General features: G+C 44.9%; 9 protein-coding genes. 5 read left to right on the forward strand and 4 right to left on the reverse strand.

Annotation, left to right across the window (positions count from 1 at the left end; genetic code table 11):
• The first annotated feature begins 64 nt into the window (after positions 1 to 64).
• Both AAA943_RS14260 and AAA943_RS14265 read left to right on the forward strand, forming a co-directional pair.
• Positions 65 to 1,471 carry a sulfatase gene (locus AAA943_RS14260; protein ID WP_338224937.1) on the forward strand — a complete coding sequence of 469 codons (1,407 nt, stop codon included), beginning with the start codon at positions 65 to 67 and terminating at the stop codon, positions 1,469 to 1,471.
• Positions 1,472 to 1,622: 151 nt separating this feature from the next.
• A complete protein-coding gene (locus AAA943_RS14265; protein ID WP_338224938.1) occupies positions 1,623 to 2,756 on the forward strand; it encodes an ATP-binding protein in 1,134 nt (377 codons plus the stop codon).
• A 159-nt stretch (positions 2,757 to 2,915) separates the two neighbouring features.
• Here AAA943_RS14265 and AAA943_RS14270 read toward each other — a convergent pair whose 3' ends face one another.
• The 4 genes from AAA943_RS14270 to AAA943_RS14285 form a co-directional block, all read right to left on the reverse strand.
• The gene (locus AAA943_RS14270) at positions 2,916 to 5,645 is read right to left on the reverse strand and encodes a carboxypeptidase-like regulatory domain-containing protein (RefSeq protein WP_338224939.1); all 2,730 of its coding nucleotides are present in this window, start codon (positions 5,643 to 5,645) and stop codon (positions 2,916 to 2,918) included.
• A gap of 89 nt (positions 5,646 to 5,734) precedes the next feature.
• Complete coding sequence (locus AAA943_RS14275) at positions 5,735 to 6,976, reverse strand: sugar isomerase (RefSeq protein WP_338224940.1); 1,242 nt, start codon at positions 6,974 to 6,976, stop codon at positions 5,735 to 5,737.
• A gap of 109 nt (positions 6,977 to 7,085) precedes the next feature.
• Positions 7,086 to 7,286, reverse strand: a complete 201-nt coding sequence (locus tag AAA943_RS14280; protein ID WP_338224941.1) for a hypothetical protein — start codon at positions 7,284 to 7,286, stop codon at positions 7,086 to 7,088.
• A complete protein-coding gene (locus tag AAA943_RS14285) occupies positions 7,283 to 8,686 on the reverse strand; it encodes a purine-cytosine permease family protein (RefSeq protein ID WP_338224942.1) in 1,404 nt (467 codons plus the stop codon). The genes AAA943_RS14280 and AAA943_RS14285 overlap by 4 nt, the downstream gene beginning before the upstream one ends.
• Before the next feature lie 254 nt (positions 8,687 to 8,940).
• Between AAA943_RS14285 and AAA943_RS14290 the strand changes: the two genes are divergently transcribed.
• The 3 genes from AAA943_RS14290 (at position 8,941) to AAA943_RS14300 (ending at position 13,564) form a co-directional block, all read left to right on the forward strand.
• Positions 8,941 to 11,061, forward strand: a complete 2,121-nt coding sequence (locus AAA943_RS14290; RefSeq protein WP_338224943.1) for a bifunctional aldolase/short-chain dehydrogenase — start codon at positions 8,941 to 8,943, stop codon at positions 11,059 to 11,061.
• Positions 11,062 to 11,112: 51 nt separating this feature from the next.
• Positions 11,113 to 12,150, forward strand: a complete 1,038-nt coding sequence (locus AAA943_RS14295; RefSeq protein ID WP_338224944.1) for a GntR family transcriptional regulator — start codon at positions 11,113 to 11,115, stop codon at positions 12,148 to 12,150.
• A gap of 85 nt (positions 12,151 to 12,235) precedes the next feature.
• Positions 12,236 to 13,564, forward strand: coding sequence for an FGGY-family carbohydrate kinase (locus AAA943_RS14300; protein WP_338224945.1), 1,329 nt, complete (start codon positions 12,236 to 12,238; stop codon positions 13,562 to 13,564).
• Positions 13,565 to 13,577: the final 13 nt, after the last annotated feature.

Below are 13,577 nucleotides of genomic sequence, written 5' to 3' on the forward strand. Positions count from 1 at the left end.
GGTTTGGGAAGTTTCCCTGAATTTAACCTAATTTGATTCAAACCTAATCCAAAACAGCCTGGTCATGAGAAAATTATTCTTTAGCCTTTTGTGGTTTTTTTCGATTTTTACGACGGATTTGACTGCGCAAGCGTCTGGCCCAAACATCATTTTTATTCTGACTGATGATTTGGGTTATACCGATTTACCAGCCTATGGAAATCCCTTTCAGGAAGCCCCCAATCTGGATTTCCTGGCAAAAAACGGCTTAAAATTCACCGATGCCTATTCCTCCAGCCCAGTCTGCTCTCCTTCCCGGGCGGGGTTCTTGACAGGTATTCATTCTACCCGCTATCACCTGACCAATTTCATCGCGGGCAACCGAAAAGCGGATTCGCTATCGATCGACCCCGCACCTTGGAATCCCTATTTAGCCGGAGAACAAGTGACTTTGGCAGAACTTTTCAAAGAAAAAGGCTACCAAACGGCTATGATTGGGAAGTGGCATTTGGGAAACCAAGAAGATCAGACACCCTGGGCTCAGGGTTTTGATTACGCTAGAATGATCGGTAAAAATGGTTTGGACTATTACCATTACGGGATTTTTGAAGATAGCTACGAAAATGTATTCCAAGACTCCGGTACTCATTACCTCACCGATAGACTGACGGATTACACTTTGGATTTTTTGGAAAAAAGAGAGCAAAGTCAACCCTTTTTTCTATTCCTCAGCTATTCTGCACCTCATGTATTCATAGTCCCCAGAGGAGATAAAGTCAGCAAATATCTCAGAAAATACGAGCAGTTTGGGGGAAAATACAATCCCTACTACGCAGCCATGATTGAGTCAGTGGATGATGGAATCGGATTGATTTTGGAAAAACTCAAGGCAAAGGGATTCGATAAAAACACGCTAATCATTTTCACTTCGGATAATGGTGGAGTAGGTTTACCGGAGCTTGGGCCTATTCCGACCAACTTGGATCCTTTGCGAAAATGGAAAGGTCATCCCTATGAAGGCGGGATACGTGTTCCCCTGATTGCCTTTTGGCCGGAAAAAATTGACCCCGGAGTCACTTCTTTTCCTACAACCAACTTGGACTTCGCTCCCACTTTTGGGGAACTGGCCGGACTGACTTCCCAAAAAGCCTGGGATGGTCAATCCCTTTCCCCGATTCTTTTTGGAAACAGAACAGCCTTCAGAGAACACCCCCTTTTTTGGCATTATCCCCACTTTTCCAATCAATTGGGGATGCCTGCAGCAGCGGTCAGAAAGGGAGACTGGAAGCTGATTCTGCACTATGAAAGCCAAAAAATTGAGCTTTATAATTTGAAGGAAGACTTAGCTGAGTCCCAGGACCTAGCGGGTACGAATCCGGAAAAAGCCAAGGAGCTCTACACCCTCCTTTATGGATGGCTGAAAGAAAGCCAAGCTAACCTTCCCCTTAAAAAATCTACTGGTAAGCCCATTGTGCCAAGACCTTCCCTCTAGGGCATATTCTAGTGCTTCTACACCCCAACTTCACAAATTCATTAAAATTTATGAAGTTAACTTCATGAATTTAGCTTAATTTGTGAAGTTGACTTCATAAATTTGCTTAACTTTGTGAAGTTAGATTCAGGAATTTAGATCAAACAAGCTCGTGCAAGTATCCCGAACCATCATCTCTCAAGTTGAAGACCAGCTTTTCAAAGGAAAAGTGCTGATCCTCTATGGCGCGAGAAGGACCGGGAAAACCACTTTGGTAAAACACCTGCTAGGGAAGTTTTCTGAAAAATCGGCTTACATCAACTGTGAGCTTCAGGAATACAAAGACGCCCTTTCCACGACTAACTCAGGGCTTTTGGCCGAGTTTATCGGGAATCGCGAGCTGATCATTTTTGATGAAGCACAGCATATCGCAAATATCGGTTTGGTATTGAAAGTACTGGTGGACACCTTCCCTCATGTTCAATTTATAGCCACAGGATCTTCCAGCTTTGAACTTTCAGGAATGGTCTCCGAGCCACTGACGGGCAGATCGCGCCAGTTTCTTTTGCTTCCTTTTTCTTTGGAAGAAATAGGTCAATCTCACAATCCCATTCAGATCAAAGCCAATCTGCCCAACTTCCTGAGATTCGGACTCTATCCTCAGGTGTACAACAGTATTGGAGATGAAAAAATTGAGGAACTCGCCGAAATCTCATCCAACTACCTGTACAAAGACCTGTTCCAGTTTGAGCAAATCAAAAAGCCGGACTTGCTTTTCAAGCTTTTGGCAGCCATTGCCTTGCAGACCGGAGGTGAGTTTTCATTGAATGAACTAGCGCAAATCACAGGAACGAATGTGCATACGGTGAAGCGATACTTGGAGCTGCTGGAAAAATCCTTTGTGATTTTCCGACTGAACTCCTTCAGCAGAAACCTTCGGAAGGAATTGGCCAAAAGCCAAAAAATTTACTTCTACGATGTAGGAATACGCAACGCAGTGATCAGAAACTTCAACGAAATGAACCTCCGAACGGATGTGGGCGGACTTTGGGAAAACTTCTGCATCACCGAACGGATCAAGTTCAACCAAAACCACAGAAGATTTGTCAATACCTACTTTTGGAGAACCTACGACCAAAAGGAAATCGACTACATTGAAGAAAAAGACGGGCACCTGACCTGCTTTGAGTTCAAGTATGCAGAAGGAGCTCCTGGCAAGTTCCCGGCAGAATTTTCCGAAACGTATCCGAATTCAAGCTTTAAGGTGATTACGCCGGGGAATTTCTATGAGCTGTATAAGAGTTAATTGAATGAGGTTATCTAATAAATCGTTTCGTTGTCAGCCTGAGCACTTGAGAGACGAGAGTCTCGAAATCGAAGGCCATTTCCAGCTTTCCGGACGACATTTCGACTTCGCTCAATGTGACAAACTTCACTTTTGAGACAGCCTCATTCGATACGCTAATTAAAGCCTCAACTCCAAAATCTTGGATATTACTTCCCCATCCGTGGTCCTGCCTTCTACTTTGACACGAATCTGCTTCACACCATAAGGAACCTTGACTTGGGCCTGAAACGATCCCTCTTCTGTTTGGGCAAACGGCTCCCAATACAGCGTAGGTTTTCTTTTCAGGAATTGCTCAGCAGGGGGTTGATTGGGGAATTCGGTGAAATCGGTAAAGCCCGGGATTTCAAAAATTGTAAATCCTTCGGAATTAAATTTCCGATCGGAATCAGGGCCTGATCTGAACCCTTTTTTGGTCTCGATCATATAAACGCCCCCATACCCCAACATCCCAAAAACTGATTTGCTGATATTGTCATTGTAGACTTTGATCGACTCCACTTCGGCAGGAACTAAAGTGAGGAAAATTTCTTCAGGATCAATACCCGGAAGTTTTTGTCCATTTAGAATAATCAATGGGGGTCCTGTTTTCTCACCGAAAGTATAATTTCCAAACAAGGCCAATTGTCCAAAAACCTGCTTCCAATCTGCCATTTTTGACAATTCCTCCTCACCCATTTCCCGGTTGGGAATGCCATATCCATAATTCCGGTCTGCCATGGTCTCCCGCTCCTTAACTTCCTCCTTGACAAACTCTTCCAGTAAAATATAATCTCCCGAAGTGTCCAATAGCTGAATTTCCTGACTCAGCGCTTCGGTTTCGAAATTCAGTTTTGGAAGTGAAGTGGCAGGTCCAAGCTTAGAGAAAGAAGTCAGTTCAATCGAACCAAAGGGCCTCAAGCGCTCACTGACCGCAGAAATGGCAATTTGTGCCGTATCACGGAAATAAAGACCTGTCGCCCAAAACCTGCCCATACTATCGGACTGAACTTGTCCATAATCCTCCAGATCTCCACGAACAATGGTGATGGGCTGTGCCAAAGGCCTTCTGCGATTGTCGGGGATAAAATTTCCCCTTACGGATATCCCGTATTCGATGGGAAAGGAAAAGTCATTTGAAAAAGCGGCGGGCAAATCCGAATCCAACCAGTCAAGGGCTTTTTCCAGATCATTGTTTTGATCTATAAAAGCCACTTCTTCCCAATCGGTCAAGGAAAGAACAAACTTTGCATCGATGGGATTTTGGAATTCATCCAAAAACTTCAGGTCCAAACCCATCACCCGAAAAGAAAGAGAATCAGAAATGGAAAAGAAGGGCTGGACCGTGACTCCCCCGATAATATCTTCTTCCTCCAAACTTTCTGATATGGGCTTGAGACGGGGATCCAAAACCGGCAGCGCCAGCAGAAACTGATCTGAAGAAGGGAAATTCCTGCTCCAATTCGTGTAGGCCCGAAGTGCATAATCACCCGCGGGCAATGATCCGGGTATTTCAAAGCCTCCTGAAATCCTACCTTCCACTAAAGGGAAGGTAAAAGACTGATATACCGAATCCTGATCCAACAAATCCACATAAAGTACCCGGCTAAGGGTGTCAGACCAGGCAGGTTCCTGGAAGAGCATATGCCCTCCGATCCAGGCCGTTTCACCCGGATAGAAATACGGTTTGTTGGTGGTAAACCAAGCCTTTTCCCTAAGTCTATCCCATTTTTCAATCGGGTTTTGCTCAATTTCTGCCTCCATGGCCGTGACCATATAGGAAGATTTAGGCTCAAAATCCAAGGGAAGAATTCTGGCCATCCGTTGTCTTCCCATATACCCCGATAGCACCAATTGAGTAGGATTGATCAAGATTCCTTTTCGGTCCACATCGTAAAATCCTTCAGGAGCAAAAATCCAACTGATTGCGTAATACACATTGGTATAATAGTCGTTTTTCCATGCTTTGTCCACATGGTGAACTTCCATCCTTCCCGGAAGAAAAATTCGAAATGTCCCATCTCCATTTGGTCGTCTTAAAATGGAGTCTGTGGACATTGGGATAACTGTTTCACCTATTTCTTGGGTCAGATCGTTGGTTCGGATACGGTCCAAACGCTCCGGTAACGCATGATACACCCGAAAGTGTGCGGTATCGGGACTGTTGAGCAGGATCGCCTGATTCAAAAACCGAATGGATTGGTAGTAATTTTCATCCCGAACCTCTTCCCAGGTTTGAGCTAAAGAGTCATTGCCTATGCTTTCATAAAATACCTGTCCGTAAAATCTCGACCCTCCCCGACTGACCCGAAAATCCTGCAGGTAATAATCCACCTCATAGCCTAAAGCCTGATTGATGATTTTCAGCGGTTCTTGGGCACTTGCCTTGACATAATTTGGAGCGCCTTGAACTTTTACTCTTTCAAAGTCCACTACCCAAGGATTGGTAATCTCAATTTTGGGTTTAAAAGGATCATCAGGCAGGGCCAAAAACACTTCCTCAAACCGACGGAATTCCCTTTCCCAATTTTTGTCTCTTTTGGCTTTGAGCTGTACTTCGGTCAGATTGGATTCATTGATGGCCAACTCAAAGTCAACCTGGATTTCGGATTTTCCACGAGTGGATATCTTCTTCACCTCAGTGATGTATCCGACAAAGGAGGCCACCACTTCTATTTCCTGGGGCAAGTCGCCGGAAATCCGAAATCGGCCCTCCCGATCTGTAGCTTTGCCCAATGTGGTATTGCTGATAAATACATTGGCAAAAGGAAGCGGCAATCCCGAGCCTTTTTCCTTTACAGTGCCTATGATGGTTTGGGAAAAAAGCTTACCCAAAACGAGAAAGAAAAAAACCGATAGGCAAATTCGCATTAGATTATCTTGGGATTGGAAAAAAATTAATTGTAAGCTTATTACTGAGAAATATTACGTCAATAAGCTTTTGAAGTTCCAATTTAGGCTTAAAGCCCACTCGCCTGCGCATTCTTTCCTCTTTTGTTTATCAACTTTTCCCTGATTTTTTCCTTTCTGTAAAAAGCCAGCGGATCGGCTTCTCCTCCACTTTGGATTCTTGCTTCTCTAACCAACGCACGGACATCGGTCAAAAATGCCTCCTGAAGCACTTCCTGGGCACCCACCACATCCCCTTCATTTTGACATTGAGTCAATTTTTCCCGATCAACCAAAAGGGCTTTAGCATAAGCCTGAGAAATGGCCTCGAGCGCCTGAATCAAGTCTTCAATGGGATCTTTGACATTGTGACTCGCATCGATCATCCAGGAAATGGAATCCCAAGCCTGAGCTCCATCTGAGGATCCGCCTATCAATTCGCAAAAGATCAGAAAAAGCTGGTAGGGCTTGATGCTTCCGGTACTCAGGTCATCGTCTCCATATTTACTGTCATTGAAATGAAATCCTGCCAATAAATTTTGATGCATCAGCGTCGCCACAATCTGCTCGATATTGGTATTCGGCAGATGATGCCCCAAGTCGACCAATACTTTTGCCCGATCTCCCAATTGACGACAAATCAACGCCGAAGTACCCCAATCGGGAATGACTGTATGGTAAAAATTGGGTTCGTAGGGCTTATATTCTAACAGCAACTTCCAGTCCGACGGCATTCCTGCATAGATTTCCTTCAGGGATTCCATGGTCCATTGCAACGCCTTTCGGAAATGGGCCTGTCCGGGAAAGTTGCTTCCATCTGCCAGCCACACGGTCAGTCCTTTGCTACCCAAACTTTTCCCGATATCAATCACCTGTAGGTTATGCTCCACTGCCTGAGCTCGAACTGAAGAATCTGCATTGCTCAGCGAACCCATTTTATAGGAAAGCGCCTGCCCGTAATCCTGAAACGTATTGCTGTTCATCGCATCGAAGCCGATACCCAAGCTTGCGGCTTTTTGGTTCACCGCCTCCGCATCCTGAGGAATATCCCAGGGAATATGCAGCGAAACGGCATCAGTTCGCTTAGTCAGCTTAGCCAAAAGGCCGATATCCTCCAGTTTTTCTTCCAAATTCCTAGGCTCTCCACCAATAGAAAACCGTCCAAAACGCGTCCCTCCAGCCCCAAGCGCCCAACTCGGAGCAGCAATCTGAAAGGCAGAAATTTGAGAAATCAATTGTGAGATATCCGTTCCCTTTTTAGACAATTGTTCGGCAATAAGGGCAAGTGATTTTTGGTGGAATTGAGTGGACATGGAGGGAACTTATAGGTTTTTGAGATTTATGTTAAATGATCAAGGTTTTCCAGTTTATCTACCATTGAGAATTGGTAATTGCTAATTGAAAATTGTTCATTGTATTCGGTCATTTTTCTTCCGGCTCCGGTCTTCTGTCTTCCATCTTTTTATTAATCCAAAACGGCGCTGTGACCATCCAAAGCAGCATTCCGATTCCCATGGAAAATTTCATCCTGTCCAAGGAAGCATCTCCTATGAAATACAGAACAGGAGGGTAAATCGTAAAGATTAAGCCCAGCAAAGAGATAAATTTCAGTACCGTTTTCATGAGGCAAGAGTTTTAGTAAGCGGATATTTCATTTTTGAGGCGATGACGAAAATGAACACTGCCACAAACCAGCCCGGAAGGCCGAGAAAGAAGACTTCTACTCCATAAAGCAGATTTAAGCCCAGACAAAAGCCCAGAGTCAGCACCCAACTAAGCAAAGCCGGCCAGCTAAAATCAGATTGGGTATTCATTGCGCCTTCGGAGCGGAAACCCATTTTCGCAGCAAAATAAAAATCAGCAAAGATCACGGCTCCCATGGGCATCAAGAGTAAGCCATAGAGCGCCACAAAGTCCAGCAACTTCATTACCAAGGCAGGAAAACAAGCGGCCAAACTGGTGATTCCACCCACGATGGCGGTGATTTTCCAGGTTGGAACTTTAGGAAAAATCCCCTGCAAAGCCAATCCTGCCCGATATATGGTTGGGTTGGCAGTGGTCCAACCTGCAATAATCACACAGACCGCTCCGGCAATCCCCAAGGTCTGATAAGCAATCTGTCCGGGTGCAAATTCCTGAGAACCGGTATTTGCCTGAAGGAATACCGCATAGAGAATACCCGAGGCAATCCAAGCTACAAAATGCCCCAAATACACCCCCGCGAATACGGAAAAACCGGAAGTCCAGGATTTGGCATATCTTAAAATAGTCAGATCAGACATTCCGATATGCATGGCCATATTGCAAAACCAGGCAAAAAAGATGATATGCCAAATGGTAAACTGAGTCATTCCGGGAAGAGGAACTCCATTCCAAATCACTTCTTGAGCGATAGAAACCAAGCTTTCCGCCGATCCTACCCCTAATTGAGCCAAACCCACAATGGCGGCTGCAAAGAAAATCAGAATCATCCAAGGCGACATTACATTGGCAAACTTGGACACCTGATTATACCCCTGAATCGCTACCAAAGTAATCACCCCTCCCATCAACAAAACAGTCAGAATCCAACCTGGAGTCCTTGGCAGCCAATCCGAAAGGGTCGGCATTTCCAAATCAAAAGGAATCCCAACCGCAGTTGCCGACACAGCAATCATCGATCCAGCCAAAAAGCAAAACATAAGCGCATTGACCAGATTATACCATCGCACTACCTGTTTTCCGGCAATTCTTTCCAGCTGATAGTAAAGCGTCAGTCTTTTGGATGCTGCAATAGGTGCTGTAATCAAGGCCCAACTGAGTACTGCCAGAAGATTTCCGATCAATAGGCCTAAAACCAAGTCTCCCGCACTGACTCCGTGGGCGACAAACAAGGGTCCAATTACGAATTCCGTCCCAGCGGTATGCTCTCCTGCATACATTCCGAGAAAACTCCGATTCCCTTTTAGCTGGGAATCCGGGATAGGAGTGCGTTCGTATTCGTTGGTTTCCGATACTATTTTTTTGAAAAAAGGATTGGCCATTTGGGTGAAGATTTATTGGAAGAAAATTAAATGGGACTAGTCACCCATCCTGCGGTGTCCGAAGCCAATATTCACTTTATTTCTTATTCATTTTGTGAAAAAAGCCAATTGAGCTAGATTATAAGAATATTTAGAAAGAAATTCCAAAGAGAATTTTTTCGCATAAAAAATTCCTACCTCTCAAGACACTACAGGATACTTAAAAAACTGGATTCCCTGAAATTCAAATTATAACAAGAAGCCCTCAAACAACCATGAATACACCTATTATGAGTTTCAAGCATGTTAGCTACCTATGGGATGAGTCCAAAGCATCTGAGTTGGAAGGCAATGAAGTAGCACTTTTACTCTATCGCTCCAATATTTTGGGAGCGGACCTCAGAATCACCAATTACGGAGGAGGGAACACTTCCTGCAAAACCATAGAGCTGGATCCGCTGACCAAAGAACCGGTAGAGGTCATGTGGATCAAAGGCTCAGGTGGAGATATAGGTACACTCACCCGGTCGGGTTTAGCTGGATTATATGTAGACAAGCTAAGATCGTTGGAAGGAATTTACAGGGGAATTGAATTTGAGGACGAAATGGTCGAGCTGTTCAACCATTGCATTTATGATTTGGCATCCAAGGCACCTTCTATCGATACTCCTTTGCATGGATTTCTTCCGTTTAAGCATATCGATCACCTTCATCCGGATGCAGCAATTGCTATTGCGGCTTCCAAGGATGGTGAGCAAATCACACAGGACATTTGGAAAGGAGCAATTGCCTGGGTTCCTTGGCAGAGACCGGGGTTTGACTTGGGTTTGAAGCTAAGAGAAGCCTTGGATAAAAATCCCGGTATTCGGGGAATTATGCTTGGGGGGCATGGTTTGTTTACCTGGGCTGACACCGCCTATGAATGCTACATCAACAGCCTGGAAGTGATCGAGGCCGCTTCGTCCTATTTGGCGGCCAATTATGGCAAGAAAAAACCTGTTTTCGGAGGGGAAAAGGTAGCTTCTCTTCCTTCGGAAAAAAGAAAATCACAGGCTGCACAAATTGCTCCGGTATTGCGAGGCCTAGCCTCCTCTGAAAAGCGAATGGTTGGCACCTTCAACGACAGTGAGACCGTTCTCCAGTTCATCAATAGCCACGACTTGGGGAAATTGGCCCCTATGGGCACTTCCTGTCCGGATCACTTTTTGAGAACCAAAATTAGTCCTTTGGTTCTGGATTTGGCAGCGGATGCCGATCTCACTGACACGCAGGATTTGAAAGAAAAAATCGGATCGGCATACCAATCCTATCGTGAAATGTATGCCGACTATTACGAAAAGCACAAGCACCCCAACAGTCCGGCTATGCGCGACCCGAATCCGGTCATAATCCTTTGGCCGGGTGTTGGGCTTTTCAGTTTTGCAAAAGACAAGCAGACTAGTCGGGTAGCTTCCGAGTTTTACATCAACGCGATCAATGTAATGCGGGGGGCTGAAGCTGTATCCGAATATGTTTCCCTACCCCTTCAGGAAGCTTTCGATATCGAATATTGGCTTTTGGAAGAAGCCAAACTTCAACGAATGCCAAAAGAAAAGCCACTTTCCAGAAAGATTGCTTTGATCACAGGAAGTGCGGGAGGCATCGGGAAAGGAATCGCAGAAAAATTCGTGCAGGAAGGGGCCTGTGTGGTCCTGACAGACATCGATCAAAACAGGCTAAACGAGGCGGTGAAAGAATTTGAAAAGAAGTATGGAAAGGATGTGGTCTTGGGCGCGAGGTTGGATGTAACCGACGCCAATAGCCTTTCTGAAGCTATCCAGGCCACTTGCCTGAAGTTTGGAGGCTTGGACATTGTGGTCAACAACGCCGGCATTTCCATATCCAGAGCCTTTGAGGCACATACCGAAGAGGACTGGGCCCGACTCAACGATATCTTGGTCATGGGGCAATATCATGTCTCCAAAGCTGGAGTAAAAATCCTGAGAGAGCAGGCTCTTGGCGGTGACGTAGTCAATGTTGTGAGTAAAAATGCTTTGGTAGCCGGTCCCAAAAATGTAGCCTACGGGACTGCAAAAGCTGCTCAGCTTCACATGTCCCGGCTGATGGCCGCAGAACTGGCCGAGGATAAAATCCGAGTCAATGTAGTCAATCCGGATGCAGTTATTGAGAACTCCAACATTTGGGAGGGAGGCTGGGCCGAAAATCGCGCCAAAGCCTATGGTATCGAGGTCAAAGACCTTCCTCAATACTATGCCAACCGGACTCTTTTGAAAGAAAGCGTCAAAGTAAGCGATATTGCTGATGCGGCTTTTGCCTTCGTCAGTGGATTGCTAAGCAAATCTACCGGAAACATGCTGAATGTGGATGGTGGTCTTGCTGCGGCTTTCCCAAGATAAGACTGAAAATAGCTTGATTACCCAACAATACGACCCAAAACCCTATAACCCATGCTACTTGACAAATCCGAAAAAATCGCGGTCGACTCCCGCACGCCAAAGTACCTTCAGGTGGTCAATCTTATCTTGGAGGATATCGAAAAAGGTAAACTGAATGTTGGTGATCGGATTCCTTCGATCAATGAAACCAGTTTTGATTTTCTGCTAAGCAGGGATACGGTAGAGAAAGCATACAATGAGCTTCGGGATCGAGGAATCATCACCTCAGTCAGAGGCAAGGGGTTTTATATCTGCTCTACCAATATGAGCACCAAAACCAAGGTTCTTTTGCTCTTCAATAAGCTGAGTTCATACAAGAAGATTATTTATTATTCGATTGTGGATACCCTCTCAGGCAATGCTACTGTGGACCTCCACATCCATCATTACAACAGGAATCTTTTTGAAGACCTGCTGGAGCAAAATCTCGGGAATTACAATTATTACATCCTAGCTCCTCACTTCTTTGATAACCAAGGTCACCCTGAGACAGCTTATGATCTGATCAAGCGAATTCCGAAAGACAAGCTATTGATTATTGACCGGGCAGTGAAAGGTCATGAAAATGAATTTCCGGGAGTATATCAGGATTTTGCCAAGGATATTTTCGAAGTCTTGGAATCTGGGATTTCCCATTTGAGAAAATACAGAAGGCTGATTTTGGTATTTCCAAAAGGAGACCTCTACCCGGTAGAAATCATGGACGGGTTTAAGCGCTTTTGCTTTTTCCATGACTTCAAAAATCTCATTGTCGATGGGGTTGATGACGATGAGCCACTTGATGAGGGAGATTGCCACATTGTCCTTGCAGAGTCAGATTTGGTCAATATTGTCAAGAAATCCAGAGAGCAACTCTTCAAACTAGGACGGGATATCGGAGTCATTTCCTACAACGACACCCCCCTTAAAGAAATCCTTGCCGAAGGGATCACCACTATCTCCACCGATTTTCAGAATATGGGTAAAACCATTGCAGAGCAAATCATGGGAAAAGAAGACAGAATTCCGATCAAAAACCCATTTCGAATGACGCTGAGGAAGTCGCTTTAAATTGAAAGATTTAACAATTGAAAAATTTGAAAATTCTTCCAATGAGATTTTCCCAAATCTCGTAAATCCTAACTCGTACCTCTAAATGTCCAAAACTCCCGTTACCGCTGTCTTTGATATCGGGAAAACCAATAAAAAGTTCTTCCTTTTTGATCAGCATCTCAAGGAAGTCTACCACACCTATACTCGCTTGGAGGCCATCCCGGATGAAGATGGCTTTCCCAGTGAGCCTGTTCTCCCCATGCGGGACTGGATGCTGGACACTTTCAAGAAAGCACTGAAATTTCCCGAATTTGAAATCAAAAAACTCAACTTTTCCGGGCATGGTGCTTCTTTCGTTCATGTAGACGACTCGGGAGAGCCAGTCACTCCACTTTACGACTACCTGAAGCCCTTTCCTGAGGATTTATTAACCAGATTCTACAGCGAAAACGAAGGGAAAATGACCTTTTGCCAACAAACCTCCTCTCCTCCATTGGCTATGCTGAACTCAGGCCTTCAGATCTATTTTTTGAAATATGCCAAGCCTGATCAATTCAAAAAAATCAAATATTGCCTCCACCTACCTCAATATCTCAGCCTGATTTTTACCGGGCTTTTCGTCTCTGATTATACCAGCATTGGCTGTCATACCGCCCTATGGGATTTTGCAAAAATGGACTATCACCACTGGGTGAGAAAGGAAGGAATCGAACCTCTGTTGCCTCCTATTTTACCAGGAAACTCTATCGTACATACTAAGGCCGAGTTGGGAAGCATTCCTTGTGGAATTGGTGTTCATGATTCCTCCGGAGCCCTTTTGCCTTATTTGAGGCAAGAAAAAAATCCATTTATCCTGCTTTCTACAGGTACTTGGGCCATCAGCATCAACCCCTTTAACAAAACTCCGCTTTCGGAAGCGGAATTGTCCCAAGATTGCCTTCAATTTTTGAGCATATCAGGCCAGCCCATCAAAATCTCCAGGCTTTTCATCGGAGAAGAGCACAAGTACCAGGTAGAGCAGATGTATGCACATTGGGGACTACCCTTGGGAACCTATAAAAAACTGAAATTTGATAGATCCATTTTCGAAGAAGTATCCCGAAACACAGGCAAGCGGATCGGCTTTCACTATTTGAAGCCCCAAGACTATGGCTTGGAGAAAGCAGATAAGACAGATTGGGACTCTTTTGCCGAATTCACAGAGGCCTATTATACCTTCATTCATGAGCTGACTGATATCCAAGTAGCCTCGCTCAAGCTGGTTTTGGAAGGTGCAGAAGTGAACAGAATCTATGTGGACGGAGGATTCAATGCCAATGACATATTTCTGGAAATGCTTCGAATCAAACTTCCCGGAAAGGAAATCATCCCTAGTGATTTCCCGAATGGATCTGCATTAGGGGCGGCTATGCTCGTGAATATGGATTTTTGACCTTATCTTCTCC

This window comes from Algoriphagus confluentis, from assembly GCF_036245625.1.
In the GTDB taxonomy this organism is placed as follows: domain Bacteria; phylum Bacteroidota; class Bacteroidia; order Cytophagales; family Cyclobacteriaceae; genus Algoriphagus; species Algoriphagus confluentis.

Coding starts and splice junctions, on each gene's coding strand:
- AAA943_RS14280 (WP_338224941.1), bottom strand. CDS start 7,286: ATGAAAACGGTACTGAAATTTATCTCTTTGCTGGGCTTAATCTTTACG.
- AAA943_RS14295 (WP_338224944.1), top strand. CDS start 11,113: ATGCTACTTGACAAATCCGAAAAAATCGCGGTCGACTCCCGCACGCCA.
- AAA943_RS14260 (WP_338224937.1), top strand. CDS start 65: ATGAGAAAATTATTCTTTAGCCTTTTGTGGTTTTTTTCGATTTTTACG.
- AAA943_RS14290 (WP_338224943.1), top strand. CDS start 8,941: ATGAATACACCTATTATGAGTTTCAAGCATGTTAGCTACCTATGGGAT.
- AAA943_RS14285 (WP_338224942.1), bottom strand. CDS start 8,686: ATGGCCAATCCTTTTTTCAAAAAAATAGTATCGGAAACCAACGAATAC.
- AAA943_RS14270 (WP_338224939.1), bottom strand. CDS start 5,645: ATGCGAATTTGCCTATCGGTTTTTTTCTTTCTCGTTTTGGGTAAGCTT.
- AAA943_RS14275 (WP_338224940.1), bottom strand. CDS start 6,976: ATGTCCACTCAATTCCACCAAAAATCACTTGCCCTTATTGCCGAACAA.
- AAA943_RS14300 (WP_338224945.1), top strand. CDS start 12,236: ATGTCCAAAACTCCCGTTACCGCTGTCTTTGATATCGGGAAAACCAAT.